The sequence below is a fragment of the Parasedimentitalea huanghaiensis genome (genome assembly GCF_009753675.1).
GTDB lineage: Bacteria > Pseudomonadota > Alphaproteobacteria > Rhodobacterales > Rhodobacteraceae > Parasedimentitalea > Parasedimentitalea huanghaiensis.
Genome location: NZ_WQLV01000001.1, coordinates 640,761 through 658,687 on the forward strand (window position 1 = coordinate 640,761; position 17,927 = coordinate 658,687).

At 55.3% G+C, this 17,927-nt stretch carries 19 protein-coding genes; 8 read left to right on the forward strand and 11 right to left on the reverse strand.

What is annotated here, in order from left to right; all coding sequences use genetic code 11:
• Positions 1-125: 125 nt before the first annotated feature.
• From mltG to fabD, 6 genes are all read right to left on the reverse strand, one after another.
• Positions 126-1,280 carry an endolytic transglycosylase MltG gene (gene mltG, locus GO984_RS02935; protein WP_157021040.1) on the reverse strand — a complete coding sequence of 385 codons (1,155 nt, stop codon included), beginning with the start codon at positions 1,278-1,280 and terminating at the stop codon, positions 126-128.
• Positions 1,280-2,545, reverse strand: coding sequence for a beta-ketoacyl-ACP synthase II (gene fabF / locus GO984_RS02940; RefSeq protein WP_157021041.1), 1,266 nt, complete (start codon positions 2,543-2,545; stop codon positions 1,280-1,282). The genes mltG and fabF overlap by 1 nt, the downstream gene beginning before the upstream one ends.
• A gap of 297 nt (positions 2,546-2,842) precedes the next feature.
• Positions 2,843-3,586 (reverse strand): 1-(5-phosphoribosyl)-5-[(5-phosphoribosylamino)methylideneamino]imidazole-4-carboxamide isomerase, encoded by a 744-nt coding sequence (locus GO984_RS02945; protein WP_157021042.1) that lies wholly within the window; start codon positions 3,584-3,586, stop codon positions 2,843-2,845.
• Positions 3,587-3,742: 156 nt separating this feature from the next.
• A complete protein-coding gene (locus GO984_RS02950) occupies positions 3,743-3,976 on the reverse strand; it encodes an acyl carrier protein (RefSeq protein WP_108800206.1) in 234 nt (77 codons plus the stop codon).
• A gap of 316 nt (positions 3,977-4,292) precedes the next feature.
• On the reverse strand, positions 4,293-5,030 hold the full coding sequence (gene fabG / locus GO984_RS02955; RefSeq protein WP_157021043.1) for a 3-oxoacyl-[acyl-carrier-protein] reductase: 738 nt from the start codon (positions 5,028-5,030) through the stop codon (positions 4,293-4,295).
• A gap of 62 nt (positions 5,031-5,092) precedes the next feature.
• Positions 5,093-6,028, reverse strand: a complete 936-nt coding sequence (gene fabD, locus GO984_RS02960) for an ACP S-malonyltransferase (protein WP_157021044.1) — start codon at positions 6,026-6,028, stop codon at positions 5,093-5,095.
• Between the two features lie 183 nt (positions 6,029-6,211).
• Here fabD and GO984_RS02965 point away from each other — a divergent pair, with 183 nt between their 5' ends.
• The gene (locus GO984_RS02965; protein WP_167740200.1) at positions 6,212-7,441 is read left to right on the forward strand and encodes a cytochrome b/b6 domain-containing protein; all 1,230 of its coding nucleotides are present in this window, start codon (positions 6,212-6,214) and stop codon (positions 7,439-7,441) included.
• A gap of 92 nt (positions 7,442-7,533) precedes the next feature.
• On the forward strand, positions 7,534-9,027 hold the full coding sequence (locus GO984_RS02970) for an efflux transporter outer membrane subunit (RefSeq protein ID WP_157021045.1): 1,494 nt from the start codon (positions 7,534-7,536) through the stop codon (positions 9,025-9,027).
• A gap of 32 nt (positions 9,028-9,059) precedes the next feature.
• Here GO984_RS02970 and GO984_RS02975 read toward each other — a convergent pair whose 3' ends face one another.
• The 3 genes from GO984_RS02975 to GO984_RS02985 form a co-directional block, all read right to left on the reverse strand.
• Positions 9,060-9,632 (reverse strand): YceI family protein, encoded by a 573-nt coding sequence (locus tag GO984_RS02975; RefSeq protein WP_157021046.1) that lies wholly within the window; start codon positions 9,630-9,632, stop codon positions 9,060-9,062.
• Positions 9,633-9,801: 169 nt separating this feature from the next.
• Entirely contained in the window at positions 9,802-10,377 is a 576-nt protein-coding gene (locus GO984_RS02980; RefSeq protein WP_157021047.1) for a YceI family protein, read from the reverse strand.
• Positions 10,378-10,534: 157 nt separating this feature from the next.
• Positions 10,535-11,068, reverse strand: a complete 534-nt coding sequence (locus GO984_RS02985; RefSeq protein ID WP_157021048.1) for a hypothetical protein — start codon at positions 11,066-11,068, stop codon at positions 10,535-10,537.
• Positions 11,069-11,366: 298 nt separating this feature from the next.
• Between GO984_RS02985 and rpsF the strand changes: the two genes are divergently transcribed.
• The 5 genes from rpsF (at position 11,367) to GO984_RS03010 (ending at position 13,686) form a co-directional block, all read left to right on the forward strand.
• The gene (rpsF, locus tag GO984_RS02990) at positions 11,367-11,720 is read left to right on the forward strand and encodes a 30S ribosomal protein S6 (RefSeq protein WP_138165170.1); all 354 of its coding nucleotides are present in this window, start codon (positions 11,367-11,369) and stop codon (positions 11,718-11,720) included.
• Between the two features lie 28 nt (positions 11,721-11,748).
• Positions 11,749-11,976 carry a 30S ribosomal protein S18 gene (gene rpsR, locus GO984_RS02995; RefSeq protein ID WP_138165171.1) on the forward strand — a complete coding sequence of 76 codons (228 nt, stop codon included), beginning with the start codon at positions 11,749-11,751 and terminating at the stop codon, positions 11,974-11,976.
• A gap of 12 nt (positions 11,977-11,988) precedes the next feature.
• Complete coding sequence (gene rplI / locus GO984_RS03000) at positions 11,989-12,600, forward strand: 50S ribosomal protein L9 (RefSeq protein ID WP_157021049.1); 612 nt, start codon at positions 11,989-11,991, stop codon at positions 12,598-12,600.
• A 135-nt stretch (positions 12,601-12,735) separates the two neighbouring features.
• Positions 12,736-13,095 (forward strand): hypothetical protein, encoded by a 360-nt coding sequence (locus GO984_RS03005; protein ID WP_157021050.1) that lies wholly within the window; start codon positions 12,736-12,738, stop codon positions 13,093-13,095.
• A 120-nt stretch (positions 13,096-13,215) separates the two neighbouring features.
• The gene (locus GO984_RS03010; protein WP_157021051.1) at positions 13,216-13,686 is read left to right on the forward strand and encodes a lytic transglycosylase domain-containing protein; all 471 of its coding nucleotides are present in this window, start codon (positions 13,216-13,218) and stop codon (positions 13,684-13,686) included.
• Between the two features lie 38 nt (positions 13,687-13,724).
• Here the strand turns inward: GO984_RS03010 and aqpZ are convergent, their stop codons facing one another.
• Entirely contained in the window at positions 13,725-14,414 is a 690-nt protein-coding gene (gene aqpZ, locus GO984_RS03015; protein ID WP_157021052.1) for an aquaporin Z, read from the reverse strand.
• 207 nt (positions 14,415-14,621) lie between these two features.
• Between aqpZ and GO984_RS03020 the strand changes: the two genes are divergently transcribed.
• Positions 14,622-16,580, forward strand: a complete 1,959-nt coding sequence (locus GO984_RS03020) for a bifunctional 2',3'-cyclic-nucleotide 2'-phosphodiesterase/3'-nucleotidase (RefSeq protein WP_157021053.1) — start codon at positions 14,622-14,624, stop codon at positions 16,578-16,580.
• Between the two features lie 406 nt (positions 16,581-16,986).
• Here GO984_RS03020 and GO984_RS03025 read toward each other — a convergent pair whose 3' ends face one another.
• Positions 16,987-17,889, reverse strand: a complete 903-nt coding sequence (locus GO984_RS03025) for a LysR family transcriptional regulator (protein ID WP_157021054.1) — start codon at positions 17,887-17,889, stop codon at positions 16,987-16,989.
• Positions 17,890-17,927 lie beyond the last annotated feature (38 nt).

Below are 17,927 nucleotides of genomic sequence, written 5' to 3' on the forward strand. Positions count from 1 at the left end.
CGCGGGAAACTTCCAATGTTCAAACCGGTTTCCGCGCGTGCGCTTGCTTACCCCCATCACCAAACAATGCCATAGACGCAAAAAAGGGCGCCGAAGCGCCCTCTTCTTTTGGCCAACGGCCAATATCAGTTGTTTTGTCGTTCCGCTTCAATCGCGCGCCATTTCACGACGTTGCGATTGTGCTGTTCAAGCGTTTCGGCAAAGGCGTGGCCCCCGGTGCCATCAGCCACAAAGAACACGTAGTCAGTTGTGTCGGGATCCACAGCCGCCTGAAGGCTGGCCATGCCTGGGTTGGCAATAGGGGTCGGTGGCAGGCCTTCGATCACATAGGTGTTCCACGGTGTGACCTTGCGCAGCTCACTTTGGCGCAGGCCACGGCCCAAGACGCCTTCGCCCTTAGTGACGCCATAGATCACTGTGGGGTCAGTTTGCAGGCGCATGCCGCGATTCAGGCGGTTGGTGAAGACACTGGCAACCTGACGACGCTCATTCGGGACACCGGTTTCTTTCTCAATAATCGAGGCAAGGATCAGCATTTCTTCGGGGTTTGCCAGTGGCAACCCATCGGTGCGGGCCTCCCACGCGGCATTGATGCGCAGCTGTTGGCGTTCCTGCATCTCAGCAAGAATATCAGCCCGCTTGGAACCCGGCACCACTTCATAGCTATCCGGCGCCAGCATGCCCTCGGGTGGGCGTTCGCCTGGATCGCCATCCAGCACATCCATCGCCTTGAGCGCCTCAACCACCTGCCAGCTGGTCACACCTTCGGCCAGAGCAATGCGATATCGGGTATCTGCTTCTGAACGCTTTTCCGTGTACACGGCAGGTGTTTCGTCAACACCGGGCTGGAATTCTGCACGTTCAACAAATTTGTTGCTGGCCGGATCCAGTTCACGCACCTCGGCAAAAATACGCGTGATGCCAACGCGGTAAACAATCTCGGTCCCACAGGAGCTCGCACCCGCAGTGGTCACCTGCGCCACGATTTCTTCCATTGAAGAACCCGCATCGACCAAAAAACTACCCGCCTTGAGCAGGCCGGTTTTTTCGCTGTATTTGGCACCGATACGGAACATTGCCCCATTGGTCACCGCGCCCTGCTCTTCCAGGTCGCGGCTCACCTTGGTCATGTTCGAGCCCCGCTCTACCCGCAGGCAGATCGCTGTTTCCAGCGGTCCACTTGCAGTATATTGCGACTTACCCCAGAGGATTACCCCCCCAAGGAGAAACAGCCCTACCACCAGGAAGGTCAGCATATTTGAGGCAAGGCTACGCCACATCAGTCAGCGCGCCCAAAGATGACGGATGCGTTGGTGCCACCAAAGCCAAAGGAATTGGACAGGGCCACATCGATTTTACGAGCGCGTTTGGCATTAGGGGCCAGATCAACCACCGATTCAACCGCCGGATTGTCCAGGTTGATCGTTGGCGGGGCAACCTGATCACGGATAGCCAGGATCGAGAAGATCGCCTCGATCGCGCCAGCAGCCCCCAACAGGTGGCCGGTGGACGATTTGGTCGACGACATTGTGACCGAAGCGGCATCGTCACCGAGCATCCGCTCAACTGCACCCAGTTCAATGGTATCAGCCATGGTCGAGGTGCCATGCGCATTGATGTAATCAATATCTGCAGGTTTCAGGCCAGCATTGGCCAGAGCAGCCCGCATGGAGCGTTCACCGCCCTCACCTGTCTCGGATGGCGCTGTGATATGATAGGCATCGCCAGACATGCCATAGCCCAGAACTTCGGCATAGATTTTTGCGCCGCGCGCTTTGGCGTGTTCGTATTCTTCCAGAACCACCACACCGGCCCCTTCGCCCATCACGAATCCATCGCGGTCGGCGTCATAGGGTCGGCTAGCCTTGGTCGGGTCGTCAGCCATTTTGGTCGACAGCGCCTTACAGGCATTAAAGCCCGCAATACCAATTTCACAAATAGCGGCTTCGGCGCCACCAGCAATCATGACATCGGCATCACCGGCTTTGATCAGACGACTGGCGTCTCCAATAGCGTGGGCACCGGTGGAACAGGCGGTCACAACAGAGTGGTTCGGACCCTTGAACCCAAAACGGATCGAAACCTGCCCAGAGATCAGGTTGATCAGCGCGCCGGGGATAAAGAACGGGGATACCCGACGGGGGCCGCGTTCTTTCATCATGACTGCGGTGTCCGCGATCGAGCTAAGGCCACCAATACCGGAGCCAATCATCACGCCGGTACGAAACTGATCTTCTTCAGTTTCAGCAGTCCAGCCAGCATCACGCACCGCCATATCAGCGGCTGCGATTCCATAGAGAATGAAATCATCGACCTTACGCTGTTCTTTTTTCGCCAGCCATTCGTCAGGGTTAAAGGTACCATCGGAGCCATCGCCGCGTGGAACTTCGCAGGCATAGGTGGTGGCAACGCCGCTTTCAACGGCATCAAACAGGGTAATCGGGCCCGCGCCGGACTGACCGTCCAACAGACGCGACCAGCTTTCTTCGACACCGCTGGCCAGCGGCGTGACCAATCCCAGACCGGTAACAACAACTCGACGCATTCCTTGCTCTCCTTTGCCTCGGCAATTCGGTTTCAAATAGCTCAGATTGCCACAAAAGTGCAAGTGGCCCGAATGTCGGACGATTTAACGGGGAACTCACGGCTGAGGCAGCATGTGGTTAACCCATAGCAGTCAAACTGATGCTGTAGTGAGAACAGTTACAAGGTTCCTAGCCCTCACCGCGTTCCCGAGGGCAGGATAGGTGCAGACCGCGATCGTGAGCCACGCCTTCGCGGTCTGCTTCCAAATTGTTGAACGCGCAACTTTTGGCCATACAAGCAGTTTTCCGCCTGTGGATCAGAGCAATTCCGCCACGGCTTCGGGTTCAGGTATCGCCATTTGCAATGCGTCTTCAACTGTCAGCGTTTTGCGGAACAGCGCCCGCCCCACCAGCGCGCCTGAGATAGAGCCAATGTATTTCAACCGTGAGATATCATCAGCCTTGCGTACCACACCGCTGGCAATGACCGGAGCCTTGGCCGCGCTGGCCAACCCCGCAATCAGCCCCAGCTGGGCCTCGACATCTGACATATCACTGTCGATATCGGTAATTATGATGCCAGCAAACGGCGCGTCGCCGAACGCCTCGATAAAGCCCTGAGGTGTAAAGGCACCGGGCTGGCGCCAGCCGTCGCTCATCACCTGCCCTTGCCAGATATCAACGGCCAAAACGATCTGATCCGGGTGCTGTCTGGCCAATTCCTCAACCAATGTTGGATCACGCAAGGCCAGCGTTCCCACAACAATACGCCCAACGCCTTTTTCAAGCCAGTGTTCGATGTGTTCGCGGCTGCGCATGCCGCCGCCCAGTTGGACCGGAATACCAACGTTACGAATAATGTCTTCGATCAGCTCTGCATTGTCACCATTGCCTTCGATCGCGTTGAAATCGGTCAGGTGCATCCACTCCGCACCCGCTGCGGCAAAGCTATGAGCAGTTTCAACCGGATCTACATGCCACAGCATTGGCTCATCCAGCCGCCCCTTGTCCAGGGTCACACAATGCCCGTTCTGCAATTCCATCGTAGGGTAAATCATCATGGTGGGCTGCCTCCAGTTACATCGACTGAGGCATGATAGCATATCGCGCCCCTCAAATCTGAGACTGGGCTGAAAATTGCCGGAGGCCGCAAACAAAAACGGCGTCTTCCGTTTGGAAAACGCCGTTCAGATCATCACCAGAAGGTGACGGAAAGCTTAGGAAGCTTCAGTGATGAATTTCACTGCGTCGCCGAAGGACTGGATAGTCTCAGCAGCGTCGTCAGGAATTTCAATGCCGAACTCTTCTTCGAACGCCATAACCAGCTCAACTGTGTCCAGGCTGTCTGCGCCCAGATCGTCGATGAACGATGCGTTCTCGGTCACTTTGTCTTCTTCAACACCCAGGTGCTCTACAACGATCTTTTTTACGCGGTCTGCGACGTCGCTCATGTCAATTCCTCGTCAATTCAGGGCTCTATCTGCCCGTTTCTGCCCTTGCCCGCACGGGGGGACATGTTTTGCCCAATCCGGGCGGTTCGATCCCCGACCAGCGGGGGTGCCGCATGGTCCCGTAAAGGAAGCCATTGAAGCAAATATGCGCCGCCTATAGCACAGCTAACAGCAGAGGCAAACGATTTCGCTTGGTCATTTACTTGCTTTGTCTACCATTTACAGGCGTCAAGCGACGCAGATGGGAGCACCATTGGTCCCTTACAAGGAGTGCCCTGAATTTATTGGGCAATCCAGTATTTTTTTCGCGGCAAGCTTATAGCATCGCCATGCCACCATTGACGTGCAGCGTTGTGCCCGTGACATAGGCTGCCTCTGCGCTGGCAAGATACAGCACGGCAGCTGCGATCTCTTTCGAATCCCCCATGCGACCGGCCGGGATCTGGGTCAGAATCGCGTCTTTCTGAGTGTCGTTCAGTTTGTCTGTCATTGCAGTTGCAATGAAGCCCGGTGCAACGGCGTTGACGGTGATGCCCCGGTTGGCGACCTCATAAGCCAGCGATTTCGACATGCCAACCATACCCGCCTTGGACGCAGCATAGTTGCCCTGCCCCGGATTGCCGGTGGCACCAACAATGGACGAGATATTGATGATACGGCCCCAGCGGGCTTTCATCATGCCGCGCAGCACGCCACGACACAGACGCATGGTAGAAGTCAGATTGACATTGATAACGCTATCCCACTCGTCATCTTTCATTCGCATAAACAGGTTGTCACGGGTGATACCGGCATTATTGACCAGAATATCAACAGAACCCATTGCCGCGATTGCTGCTTTTGGCAGGGCTTCAACCGAGTCTTTTTCAGACAGGTTACAGGTCAGCACATGGGCGCGCTCACCCAGTTCAGCGGCCAGCGCCTGCAGGGGTTCTTCGCGGGTACCAGACAGCACCACAGTGGCACCAGCGGCGTGAAGGCTGCGTGCAATGTCGCCGCCAATGCCACCGGATGCGCCGGTGATCAGAGCGTTCTTGCCAGTCAAATCAAACATATCTTGTCCTTTAAGGTTCCGCTGCGCCTGCTTTGACGCATTGGAATTGGAATATCTATCGCTTAAGCTTCGGCGGCTGCCTTGGCATTCTCCGGCGTACCAACCTGTCGGCTGGTCAGGCTGCGGTCGATCTTGCGGATCATCCCGGACAAGGCTTTGCCCGCGCCAACTTCCCAGAACTCCGTCACGCCTTTGGCAGCCATGGCCTGAACACTTTCGCGCCAGCGCACAGAACCGGTGACCTGCTCGACCAGCAGCGCACGAATTTCAGCGGGATCTGTCACCACATCCGCCCGCACGTTTGCGATCAGCGGTACAGCTGGAGATTTGATTTCAACAGCAGCCAGAGCCTCTGCCATGACATCTGCGGCAGGCTGCATCAGGGCGCAGTGGAACGGTGCGCTCACCGGCAGCATGACTGCACGCTTGGCGCCGCGCGTCTTGGCGATCTCCGCCGCACGTTCAACAGCGGCTTTGTGACCCGACACTACCACTTGGGTTGGATCATTGTCATTGGCTGCTTGAACAACTTCGCCGTCAGTTGCAGCCTCGGCCGCAACCTCTTTGACAGTTTCAAAGTCCAGCCCCAGCAGCGCAGCCATCGCCCCAACACCAACGGGCACAGCACTTTGCATGGCCTGCCCACGGGTCCGCAGCAAGCGGGCAGTATCAGACACCGAAATGGCACCCGAAGCGGCCAGCGCAGAGTATTCTCCCAGGGAGTGGCCCGCGACAAACGCGGCCTTGTCGATAGTGATACCTTCTGCTTCCAGCGCACGTAGCGCGGCAAGTGAAGTGGCCATCAGCGCGGGTTGAGCATTTTGCGTCAGTGTCAGCGAATCTATGTCGCCCTCCCAAATCAGGCCGCTCAGGTTTTCACCCAGCGCCGCGTCGACTTCGTCGAAGACGGCCTTGGCAGCCGGATAGGCATCAGCCAGCGCCTTGCCCATTCCAATTGTCTGCGCGCCCTGTCCGGGAAAAACGAATGCGATAGTCATCAAGGACCCCATCTACTCAGATACTTTACGGTTTTTGCCGGTTTAGCGACCTGCGCGCCATCACACAAGAGAGCTGCTTGTGTCCGCACGACTCCTGTGCGTTGGCGGACAGCTCTCAGCGTTGCAACCCAAGGTCCGATAGGTAGGGTATGCACAACAGATCCCTTCAAGAGGTAGTCGCTCGTGTCTTCCAATAATAGCTTTGCCAGTTACGGCAGTATCGCCAAAAGTTTCCACTGGCTGACCGCCCTGCTGATCTTCTCCGCCTTCCCGCTTGGTTACTTTGCCAATGAGCTTGCCCATGAAATCACAGGTCCTGATTTTGATGGATCAAAAGATGTAATCGAGCGAGCCACACTGTTGTTTTCTATACATAAGACAGTGGGCGTGGCGATGTTCTTTGTTGGTGTGTTGCGCATTGTGTGGGCGGTGACACAAGAAAAGCCCGGCCTGCTACACCCCGAAAACAAACCCGAGGCCCTGGCCGCAGAAACCGTTCACTGGGTTCTATACGCATCGCTGGTGCTTGCCCCCCTTAGTGGCTGGATTCACCATGCTGCTACGGTCGGATATGCGCCTATCTGGTGGCCGCTTGGTCAGAATCTGCCGTTTATCCCAAAGTCGGAGGGTCTGGCTGAAATCTTTGCCGGGTTGCACTGGATCTTTGTCTGGACCCTGCTTGCAACCGTGGCGCTGCATATTGCAGGAGCGCTAAAACACCAGATCATTGACCGTGACGCAACATTGCAGCGGATGCTGCCGGGTCGCCGCAATTTGCCCCAGCCCCCCGCCCAAGCGCACAGCCTGATGCCTGCCGTAGTTGCTTTGGCGGTTTTTGCTGCTGTGTTGACAGGTGGGGCTACTACAGGCGTCTTCCAGACACATACCGCAGGTAACGCTGACAGCGATATTCAACTGGCCGAAGTTCTGTCTGGTTGGACCGTGACAGAAGGTGTGCTGGGAATTGAAGTAACGCAGATGGGCGGACAGGTTGCCGGATCGTTTGCAGACTGGACAGCCGCAATCACTTTTGACGACCCTGCCGCCCCCGGTCCCGCGGGTGATGTTGAAGTGATCATTGCGATCCCTTCGTTAAGCCTTGGTACAGTGACGGCTCAGGCCATGGGGGCCGACTACTTCGACAGTGCCACCTATCCTACGGCGGTCTTCAAAGCTGACATTGAAAAGCTGGACCAGGGCTACCAGGCTGTGGGAACACTGACGATCCGGGACAAGGTTTTGCCGATCACCCTGCCCTTTACGCTGGATCTGCAGAATGACGCTGCCAAGATGAAAGCCGAGCTTACATTGAACCGACTTGATTTTGACATCGGTCGCAGCCTGCCAGATGAAAGCTCGCTTGGCTTTGCAGTGATCGTCAATATTGAGCTCGATGCGCTGCGAGCAAAATAGAAGTTCGCATCAAATGCGTCGTTCCAGCTTCTTGAAAATGCAAGACTGGGACGACACAGACGACCCGCAACTGTGTCCTTCCTCTTGTGACAATGTTCTTCTATCGTAGTGAAAATCCACTGGTAGAGGTCGCCTGCACATTGCCCCCCACCGAAGACGACACTGAAGCCTTGCCTTCGCGCCGGACGTTCTTTTCTGGTCTTGGGGCATCCGCATTGCTGGGGAGTGGGTGTAGCGTAGGAGAGGACTTCGAAAGCCCCTCCACCTCGCTTCCAGATCAGTACTTCCACACCCGTGAAAAAGACGCCCAATCCCGGGGCGCCGCTGAGTGGTGGAAGAAATTTAATGACCCGTCGCTGAACCGGCTTGTCGAGCTGGGCCTGGCGCAGAATTTGGACGTCCAGAAAGCTGTCGAACGCATTGAACAATCCCGTGCCATTTTAAGTGGTGCCGGCTATCCAATTTCAGGGGTGACGCGTATCGGCGAAGCCAAAGCTACAGGTGGCGGCACCGATGGACGCGCTGAAAGTGGGTTTGTGCGGGCCGAAGCGAGCTGGCAGCTGGATTTGTATGGTCAATTGAAGCGAGAACGCGAAGCGGCATCCTATCGGCTGGCATCGGCATTTGCGGATGCCAATGTTGCCCGGACAACTTTACTAGACGAATTGGTGACGGCCTATATCGACCTTCGGTTCTATCAGGAGCTTATTCGGGTCAACCAGCGGGTTGTTGCGTCACGCGAAGAGACCCTGCAAGCGACCCAGACTGCCCAGAGACAAACCGCCCAGAGCGGCGATGTGGTTACGGACGAGGACACCACTGAGGTCACAGAGGTCACAGAGCTGGATGTTGCACAGGCAAAATCTCTTGTTGCGACCGCCAAGGCAGAACTGCCTGAAGCAACCATCCTGTTCTTCAAATCTGCATCGCGTATTGGTCGTCTTCTGGGCCAAGCCTGGGAGCGACCTCGCGGCGGGTTAGATAAAAAGGCTCCGCAGCCCGGCCCGGATACGACTGGGCTAAAAGTTGGCATTCCCGCAGATCTGGTCCGCAACCGTCCTGATGTTCTATTTGCTGAAAACCGTCTGGCCGAAGCCGTGGCGCTGGCGGGTGTTGCCGAGGCAGAGCTGTATCCACGCCTGCAGCTGACCGGGAACCTGAATGTCAATTATTCAGGTAGCGACTGGCTGCCCACGGCCGGGTTTTTCAGAGTTGGGCTGGATGTCCCGTTGTTTGACCTTCCGGAACGCCGTGCAAAAGTTGCAGCCCAGCAAGCGCGCGCTGCTGAGCTATTGCTGGAGTGGAAAGAACGTGTCGTTGAAGCAGTGGAAGAGGTACAGAACGCGCTGATAAGCCTCAAATTTCATAAGGATGCCGTTGCTGCAACACATGACGCACTGGATGCCAAGCGCGACGTTCTGAAGTTAGCACGTGAGGGCTATATTGCCGGTGACATCGGTTTTTTACAGGTTCTCGACGCTGAGCGGTCGCTATTGTCGAATGAAAATGCGCTGGCGCTGGACCGGCGCAATTTTGCGGTGGACTTTGTCCAGCTCAATGTAGCGCTGGGCGGCAGCTACGGTTAACCACGCGCAGCCGGACTGCTCTTCGCGCATCATCAATCCGCTTTCATTGCTTCGATCGAGATCAGGATTGTCACTTCGTCCCCAACAAAGGGCGCAAATTTTCCCAAATCGAATTGCGACCGCAAGATTGAGGCGCTGGCGTTAAACCCGACCCAAGGCTTACCAACCATGGGGTGATCTCCCATCTGATTGAGAACCGTGTCCAGAACAACAGGTCTGGTGATGCCATTCAGGGTCAGGTCACCGGAAATCAAAGCAGATGTTTCGCCTGTCACCTCGACCTTGGTGGACTTAAAACTGATCAGTTCATTCTCGTCCGCCCCAAAGAAATCTTTGGACATGAAATGATCATGGCGCTCTTGCCAGCCGGTAAACATCGACTGCGCAGGCATCGAAACTGTCACACTAGACCCTTCCGGGTTTTCCTGATCGAACATCACTTCGCCCTGAAAGCCTGAAAACAAACCACGGGACGTCGAATACCCCAGGTGGTTATAGCTAAAGACAATTTGGCTGTGCGGCGCATCCAGCAAGTATTTTTCTGGCGCAGAAAAAGCCGCTGTCGCGGCAAAGGCAACAAATGCGGCAATCAAAGGGGTTTTCATCGGAAAGCCTCCAAAAGAACATAAGGTCCTTATTCAAAATGGCGCAAACCCACCCAAAGAAAAGCGGCCATACTTAATAACCACGCCAAAACGCAAAACCCCCGACATGTAACACGCCGGAGGTTGCTGGCCCCTAAGGGGACCCGAGGTAACCAGAATTGAATTCTGCTTATTCGGCTTTCATAGCTTCAACCGAAATCTGGATTGAAACTTCATCGCTGACAAACGGGGCAAATTTACCCAGTTCAAAATCAGAACGCAGTACAGTTGTTGTTGCATCGAAACCGGCCCATGGCTTACCCGCCATCGGGTGGTCGCCGGCCTGGTTCAGGTTTGCGGCAAGGACAACAGGTTTGGTCACACCATTCAGTGTCAAATCGCCGGTGATATTGGCGGTGGTTTCGCCAGTCACTTCAATACCGGTTGAGGTAAAGCTGACCATATCGTCATCAGTCGCACCAAAGAAGTCCTGAGACATGAAGTGGCCAAAACGCTCTTCCCAACCGGTGAACATGGATTTTACTGGCATCGTCACCGAAACACTGGAACCAGCCGGGTTTTCCTGGTCGAACATGACGTCGCCCTCAAAGCCTGAAAACAGTCCCCAAGTGGTTGAAAAACCAAGGTGGTTGTAGCTGAACAGGATCTGGCTGTGGCTGGCGTCCAGCACATATTTTTCTGGGGAAGCAAACGCTCCGGTGGCAGCGACAGTGGCTAGGGCGGCGGCAAGCAGGGTCTTTTTCATTTGGAGGAGCTCCGGTTGAACAATTGATATGGCAATAGAACTGGTCGCTACTGTCCAAAAAGGGAAGTCAGCAAAAACCAACATATTCTGTGACCCTACGAACAGAACGCCCGGCCGCAACTGGGCCGGGTGCTTTCTCGCGCAGATGTGAAGTGGATCAGCTCAGGATTGGCACCACGCCGCTCAATTGGTCACGTAGCAATTGGCGCGTGGTTCCAACGTTGATGGGCAACCTGATCAGCAAGGAGCCATCAATTTCGAACAATTCAACCGAACGATCCTTGAACCGAACGCTGCCGAGACTGTCATAGCCACGCCGAAGAACTGTGCGCGGACGTCCTTTGTTGGAGCGTTGCAGCACTCTGAGCTCACGTCGAATTGGGTCGAAATAGGCATCTGGGTGACTGTCAGGATCATTGATCATCATCAAAGCGATGCCGGCGAATAGGAAAAATATCGAAACACCTATTTTGATCAGCGCCATCTCAGGGTCATAAGCAGCACCAGGCATCAACCACATTCCGGTAGAACTGAGCACCATAGCAGCACCAAGAACCCGCAGAACTAACGACCGCAGTTGCCAGTTAGGGCGAAAGGTGAGCACCAAGGGCAGCGCCTCAGCCATTGCATAGAGCCCACGAGCTGGGGCCGTTCCAGAAGTATTCGTCGGGATTTGGTCAGTAGCTGTCATAACGTCTGCCCTTCCTGTTTCACCGCACCTTCAAGATGCCGTTAATGTCTCGTTAACCTTAATCAAGTCCAACAATGCGACCGCAATGGGGCAGATGCGGGGAAAATACCGGGCAATCACGGTCAATGTTGTCAACCTGGAAGCAGGGTGCATCTGATGGCTTGCCCTTTTGGCCACAGGATGTATATGGGGGCTTCCTTTCGTACTAATTTCGATCCGCGCAGACTCTCGTGGTAGGGCAGCGGAAGGTTCAAACGCCCTGCCTTTGAAATGCGCCTTGAATATAACAGGAGCTCACATGCCACTATATGAGCATGTAATGATTGCGCGTCAGGACCTGTCCAACACGCAAGCAGAAGGTCTCATCGAACATTTCGGTGCTGTTCTGTCCGACAATGGCGGTAGCCTGGTCGACAGCGAGTACTGGGGCGTCAAAACGATGGCCTACAAGATCAACAAAAACCGTAAGGGCCACTATGCCTTCCTGCGTACCGATGCTCCGGCACCGGCGATCCAGGAAATGGAGCGCCTGATGCGTCTGCATGACGACGTTATGCGTGTTCTGACCATCAAGATGGACGAGCACAAAGAGGGCCCTTCGGTCCAGATGCAGAAACGTGACGAACGCGACACCCGTCGCGAGCGCCGTTGATCGCTGCTTAGGAAAAGGACGCTAAACCATGGCCGCAAAACCATTTTTCCGTCGTCGTAAAGTTTGCCCATTCTCGGGCGACAATGCACCGGCGATCGACTACAAAGACACTCGTCTTCTGCAGCGCTACATCTCTGAGCGTGGCAAGATTGTTCCATCGCGGATCACCGCAGTATCGGCAAAAAAGCAGCGTGAACTGTCTCGTGCTATCAAGCGCGCTCGTTTTCTCGCTCTGCTGCCATACGCTGTTAAGTAAGGAGACACTGACATGAAAGTTATCCTTCTTGAGCGCGTAGCGAAACTGGGCCAGATGGGCGACGTTGTTGACGTCAAACCTGGCTACGCTCGCAACTTCCTGCTGCCTCAGGGCAAAGGCTTGTCTGCTTCCGCAGCCAACATTGCCAATTTTGAAAACCAGAAAGCGCAGCTTGAAGCCCGCAATCTGGAGACCAAAACTGAAGCAGAAGCTCTGGGCGAAAAGCTGGCTGGCCAGCAGTTCGTTGTGATTCGTTCGGCATCAGATGCTGGCGCTCTGTACGGGTCGGTCACACCGCGTGACGCCGCAGAAGCCGCAACTGCTGAAGGTTTCTCGGTCGACAAAAAGCAGATCGCTTTGATCCACCCGATCAAAGACCTTGGTCTGCACGCTGTTGCTGTCAACCTGCACCCCGAAGTTACAGTTGAGATCGAAATGAACGTTGCGCGTTCGGCTGAAGAAGCTGAACTGCAGGCATCGGGCAAGTCGATCCAGGAACTGGCCGCGGAAGAAGAAGCCGCTGCTGATTTCGAAATTTCGGAACTGTTTGACGATATCGGTTCGGCAGCATCAGATGATGATGACGCTCCGATGGCTGACGCTCCGGTTGCTGACGAAGCTTAATTGCTTCTCACTATGCTATGATTTTGGAAAGGCCGCCCTTCATGGGCGGCCTTTTTCTGTGTCAGGTCTGGTCCGATCCTTTTTGTACCCTAACCTTGTTTTACTGATTACACATTTTGCACAAGGATACGGACAATGGCTGGCAAATTTCTGACCCTTGCCACACTGGCCTTGCTACTGGCTGGATGTGACACTGTCCCAGTAGACGCACCTTTACAGTTAAGTGGCGCACCGGGGGCAAATTTTGATTCTGATGAGGCCCAGTGCCGCGCCGCAGCGCGTCAGGTCGGTGCCAACCATATCCAAAAGACCGCAGCTATTGGCGGCGTTGGTGGCGCTTTGGCTGGCGCAACTGAAAACCGTGACAAAGCAGCAGTCGGAGCCGTTGTTGGCGCGGTTGTCGGTGCGGCAGTCGGTGATGCACAGGTCAAGCAGGCACAGCGCGACTATTTGGTTCGATGCATGCAGCAGGCTGGCCATCCAGTAATTGGCTGATGCAACGTTTGGCAGCCAACACCGGTTCGGTCAAGAATCGCCGACCACATTGCCGATTGGTTGCCTAACTCTACGCTGCTGCTAGATTAATCGGCACCATCGTGAACCGGGGGACATCAAATGCATCGTCGAACAGTTCTGGGCCTCATTGCCCTGCCGATCCTAATTGCCGCTTGCAGCAGTAGCCGGGCGGATCAGTACTCGGACGATTTCAACCCTCCGCTGTACCCCAATGAAACCTCGGAATTGCGCAAACAGATCAACCATTGGGCCGATCATTATGAGGTCCCGCGCGCATTGGTGCACCGGCTGGCAATCCGCGAAAGTACCCACCGCCCCTGGGCAATAAACCGGCCATACTACGGATTACTGCAGATCCTTCCCGCCACCGCACGTTCAATGGGATTCAAAGGTCATGCCAAAGACCTGCTAGATGCAGACACAAATCTGGAGTTTGCTGTCAAATATCTGCGAGGAGCCTGGTTGATATCAGACGGCAGTCAGGACATGGCCGTGAAACACTATTCACGCGGCTATTATCATGAGGCCAAACGGCGCGGGATGCTGAAAGAGACCGGGTTGGTGAACTGAGTTCAGTTGTGATCCGGCCGAGACCGGATCACAGGTTTTTAGTCTTCTGGGCTCAACACTTTCCAGATCAATGCTCCTAAAGCGGCCCCAGCCAAAGGCGCCAGCCAAAACAGCCAAAGTTGAGCCAGAGCCGGACCATCAGCGAACAGTGCCACGCCCGTTGAACGTGCTGGATTGACTGAAGTATTGGTCACCGGGATAGAGATCAGGTGGATAAGGACCAACCCAAGACCAATGGCAATCGGAGCAAATCCCGAAGGAGCCCCGGCAGAGGTTGCGCCCAGAATGATGATTAGAAACATCGCAGTCATCACCACTTCAGTCACCAGTGCCGCTGTCAGACCATACCCCTGCGGCGAGGCCTCGCCATAGCCATTTGAGGCAAAACCGCCAACGCCGGTGAACCCTGCCCCGCCTGAGACAATGATGTATAGGACAACGGCGGCGGCAGTCGCGCCGATCACCTGTGCAACCCAATAAGGGATCAGATCTTTCGCGTCGAACCGCCCGGCAATCATCAGTCCCAGCGAAACCGCCGGATTGAAATGCCCGCCAGAAATATGACCGACGGCAAAGGCCATAGTCAGGACTGTCAAGCCAAACGCCAGACTAACCCCTAGCCAGCCAATGCCGACATCCGCGACACCGGCCGCTAAAACGGCGCTGCCGCACCCCCCCAGAACCAACCAGAATGTCCCGATGAACTCTGCCAATAATTTCTTGGTCATGCTTTACCTCCAAATTGAATGATCTCCGCATAGCACACTTAATGCGTTAGGAGCATAAGCTTGAAAACAAACACCTTCTGCTGTCGACCCAATGCAACAGAAGGTTATCCGTTGAATAAAGAAACTCGTGCAACAAGAATGTCATATGATTGCGCTAGCACCATGCTATCCTGACCCGATAACAAAAATAAGCTTTGGGAGTTCGCTATGCCTATTCGGATCGATCGACGTTCATTCTTGGCCGGCAGTGCCGGTCTTATCGCACTGCATCCATTTTCTGTTCAAGCCGCCAGCAACCAGGTACACTTGCGCTTGATGGAAACAACCGACTTGCACGTGCATGTGTTCCCCTATGACTATTACGCCGACAAACCCCGTGACACCGTTGGTCTGGCCCGCACCGCGTCGATCGTAAAAGAGATCCGCGCCGAGGCCACCAACTCGCTGCTGCTGGACAATGGTGACTTTCTGCAGGGCAACCCGATGGGCGATTACATCGCCTATGAGCGCGGCATGAAAGAGGGTGATATGCACCCGGTAATCGCTGCGATGAACACACTGGGATTTGAAGCCTCAACTCTTGGCAACCACGAGTTCAATTACGGGCTCGATTTCCTGATGAAATCGCTGGCCGGGGCGAATTACCCAGTGGTCTGCGCCAATATCTCAACCGAGACCGGCGCTGGCCCGCGTGACGACAAGACCCTGCTGCCGCCCTATGTGATGATCGAGCGTGAACTAACCGATGGTGCCGGCGCGACACATCCGATCAAGATCGGCTTGATTGGCTTTGTGCCTCCTCAAGTGATGAACTGGGACCGTCGCCACCTAGAGGGCAACGTTCAGGCCCGTGATATTCTGGAATGTGCCCGCGCCTATGTGCCCGAGATGAAGGAAAAGGGTGCAGATATCATCATCGCTCTGTCCCACTCGGGTATTGGGTCGGCGGATGAAACAGAAGGCATGGAGAATGCCTCGGTTCCATTGGCAGCTGTTGAGGGTATTGATGCCATCATGACCGGCCACAGCCACCTTGTGTTCCCGTCCTCCAAATACGCCGACTTTGCTGGTGTAGACGCCGACAAGGGCACCATTCACGGCAAGCCCGCCACCATGGGCGGGTTCTGGGGCAGTCACCTTGGCCTGATTGACCTGATGCTGGAACGCGATGGCAACGGCTGGCGTGTGGTTGGGCATGGCTCTGAAGCACGCCCCATTTCCAAGCGCAACGAAGACCGCAGCTATACGGCTTTGGTTGAAGACGATGCTGCAGTTCTGGCAGCTGTGGCAACAGAGCACGATGAGACACTGGCTTATGTCCGTCGCGCAGTTGGTAAAACAGATGCACCATTGCACAGCTATTTCGCACTGGTGGCGGATGATCCTTCGGTGCAGATCGTGTCCAAGGCCCAGCAATGGTACATTGGCGAGATGCTGAAAGGCACCGAATACGAAGGCCTGCCAATCCTGTCGGCAGCGGCGCCGTTCAAGGCCGGCGGTCGTGGAGGCCCTGAGTATTATACAGACGTGCCCAAGGGCGATGTGGCAATCAAGAACGTGGCCGACCTGTATCTGTACCCAAATACAGCCCGCGCGGTGCTGGTGTCGGGCCAACAGGTCAAGGATTGGCTGGAACGCTCGGCTGGTATCTTTAATCAGGTTGAGGTCGGCAAAGGTGATCAGGTTCTGCTGAACCCGTCCTTCCCCAGCTACAACTTTGATGTGATCGACGGGGTGACCTATCAGATCGACCTGTCGCAGCCATCCAAGTTTGGCCCCAAGGGTGAACCGGGGGATGACAGTGCCAACCGGATCGTGAACCTGATGTACAATGGCGCGCCTTTGGATATGGATGCCCAGTTCATCATCGCCACCAACAACTACCGCGCCAGTGGCGGCGGTAAGTTCCCCGGTGCGATGGGTGACACCATTGTGTTCGAAGGTCCGGATACCAACCGCGACGTGATTGTGCGGTACATCGTTGAAAACGGCACCATCAGCCCGCGTGCTGATGCAAACTGGTCCTTTGCCCCCCTGCCCGGCACTTCTGTGCTGTTTGATACCGGCCCCAAGGCCAAAGACTATGTGGGCAGCGTCGAGGGGATGAAGATCGCACCAGCCGGTGAAGGCCCCGAAGGTTTTGCGCGGTTCAAGATCGATCTGTAAAATAAAAATGGCCGCTCCGGTATTTCTGGGGTGGCCACACATTCAAGGATGACAATTTTTTGAGTTTCAAACTTCCCACCTGGGCAGACATAAAGCTATATTTCAGTGTTCCAAAGTATAGAAAGCCCTTTAGTATACTACTTTTGATGGCAGCAGCACCGGAAATCGGTCTGCTGTATTACGTCATTTATGAACCAGAACACTACCTCAACCACCGGATAAGCAGGTCCGCCCCGCTTTTAGTTTGGCTCTACCCACCAGTAATACTGCCTCTATTCTTGTTCGGCATCAAAGAGGCCGCTTCCAACCTTCGGCTTGAGAAGATCAAAGAGGAATAGCTCACCTTACTTTTACCCGTCAGCAAAATCGCTAACAACATACAAGTATTGCGCAACTGCGTAGGCTCTCATTTATAACTTGTGTCTTTGGCAAAATGCTCGGCCAGCAAGTCAAACACCATACGAATACGGCGACTGCTGTGCAGCTCGCGGTGGGTAACCAACCAAACTGGCACATCAAAGGGTTCCATGTCGGGAAAGGCTGCTTCTACCCCCGGCGTGCGCTGGGCCACATCGTCCGTCATCACAGCCAAGCCCAAACCAGCCTTGACCATTTCCCACAGGGTGACACTGCTGGAGCTGATCATTTTGTAATTCGCTCGGTCGAGCTTCAAACCGCGCCCGGACAGCACACGCAATGAGCGCAGGTAGTGGTCTTGCCCGATGAAATCCACGCCAGCTAAATCCTGATTGGTATCAGGGCGGCCGATCTGATCAAGATAACGATAGGCCCCATAGAGCCGCGCCTGTGTTTGGCCCAGTTTCTTGGCGGTCAGGTCAGGCTGTTCCGGCTGCACGTGTCGAATTGCAATGTCCGCCTCTCGTGCAGTCAGGTCGCTCACCTTGTCAGAGGCCACCAGTCTGATTTCGATCCCCGGCGCCTGCTGCCTAATACTCGCAACAAAGGGCGGCAACATGTAGGCCATCATGGCCTCGGTTGCTGTGATGGAAACCTCGCCCTCGACGGATTGCGACTGCCCTGAGGCGGTCAGCGAGATTTGCCCTGCCGCCTGCAGCATGGCACGGGCTTGTTCGACCAGTTCAAGGCCGGATTTGGTCAAGTCCATCCTGCGGCCGTTACGTTCGAACAAGGTGACGCCCAGATCCGCCTCTAGCGCGGCGATCTGACGGCCCAAAGTGGGCTGGGTCAGCCCAAGTACACGCGCCGCAGCCGAGAACGAACCCTCGTCCACGGTGGCCAAGAAGGCGCGGATTTGATTCCAGTCGAAAGAGACAGATTTCCATTCCATGCATTTTTGTATGCCAGAAGTGCAAACCTTGGCAATTC

Bases quoted from the DNA above. Each gene is read 5' to 3' on its own strand.
- mltG (WP_157021040.1), bottom strand. From the start codon at position 1,280: ATGTGGCGTAGCCTTGCCTCAAATATGCTGACCTTCCTGGTGGTAGGG.
- fabF (WP_157021041.1), bottom strand. From the start codon at position 2,545: ATGCGTCGAGTTGTTGTTACCGGTCTGGGATTGGTCACGCCGCTGGCC.
- GO984_RS02945 (WP_157021042.1), bottom strand. From the start codon at position 3,586: ATGATGATTTACCCTACGATGGAATTGCAGAACGGGCATTGTGTGACC.
- GO984_RS02950 (WP_108800206.1), bottom strand. From the start codon at position 3,976: ATGAGCGACGTCGCAGACCGCGTAAAAAAGATCGTTGTAGAGCACCTG.
- fabG (WP_157021043.1), bottom strand. From the start codon at position 5,030: ATGTTTGATTTGACTGGCAAGAACGCTCTGATCACCGGCGCATCCGGT.
- fabD (WP_157021044.1), bottom strand. From the start codon at position 6,028: ATGACTATCGCATTCGTTTTTCCCGGACAGGGCGCGCAGACAATTGGA.
- GO984_RS02970 (WP_157021045.1), top strand. From the start codon at position 7,534: ATGTTCTTCTATCGTAGTGAAAATCCACTGGTAGAGGTCGCCTGCACA.
- GO984_RS02975 (WP_157021046.1), bottom strand. From the start codon at position 9,632: ATGAAAACCCCTTTGATTGCCGCATTTGTTGCCTTTGCCGCGACAGCG.
- GO984_RS02980 (WP_157021047.1), bottom strand. From the start codon at position 10,377: ATGAAAAAGACCCTGCTTGCCGCCGCCCTAGCCACTGTCGCTGCCACC.
- GO984_RS02985 (WP_157021048.1), bottom strand. From the start codon at position 11,068: ATGACAGCTACTGACCAAATCCCGACGAATACTTCTGGAACGGCCCCA.
- rpsF (WP_138165170.1), top strand. From the start codon at position 11,367: ATGCCACTATATGAGCATGTAATGATTGCGCGTCAGGACCTGTCCAAC.
- rpsR (WP_138165171.1), top strand. From the start codon at position 11,749: ATGGCCGCAAAACCATTTTTCCGTCGTCGTAAAGTTTGCCCATTCTCG.
- rplI (WP_157021049.1), top strand. From the start codon at position 11,989: ATGAAAGTTATCCTTCTTGAGCGCGTAGCGAAACTGGGCCAGATGGGC.
- GO984_RS03005 (WP_157021050.1), top strand. From the start codon at position 12,736: ATGGCTGGCAAATTTCTGACCCTTGCCACACTGGCCTTGCTACTGGCT.
- GO984_RS03010 (WP_157021051.1), top strand. From the start codon at position 13,216: ATGCATCGTCGAACAGTTCTGGGCCTCATTGCCCTGCCGATCCTAATT.
- aqpZ (WP_157021052.1), bottom strand. From the start codon at position 14,414: ATGACCAAGAAATTATTGGCAGAGTTCATCGGGACATTCTGGTTGGTT.
- GO984_RS03020 (WP_157021053.1), top strand. From the start codon at position 14,622: ATGCCTATTCGGATCGATCGACGTTCATTCTTGGCCGGCAGTGCCGGT.
- GO984_RS03025 (WP_157021054.1), bottom strand. From the start codon at position 17,889: ATGGAATGGAAATCTGTCTCTTTCGACTGGAATCAAATCCGCGCCTTC.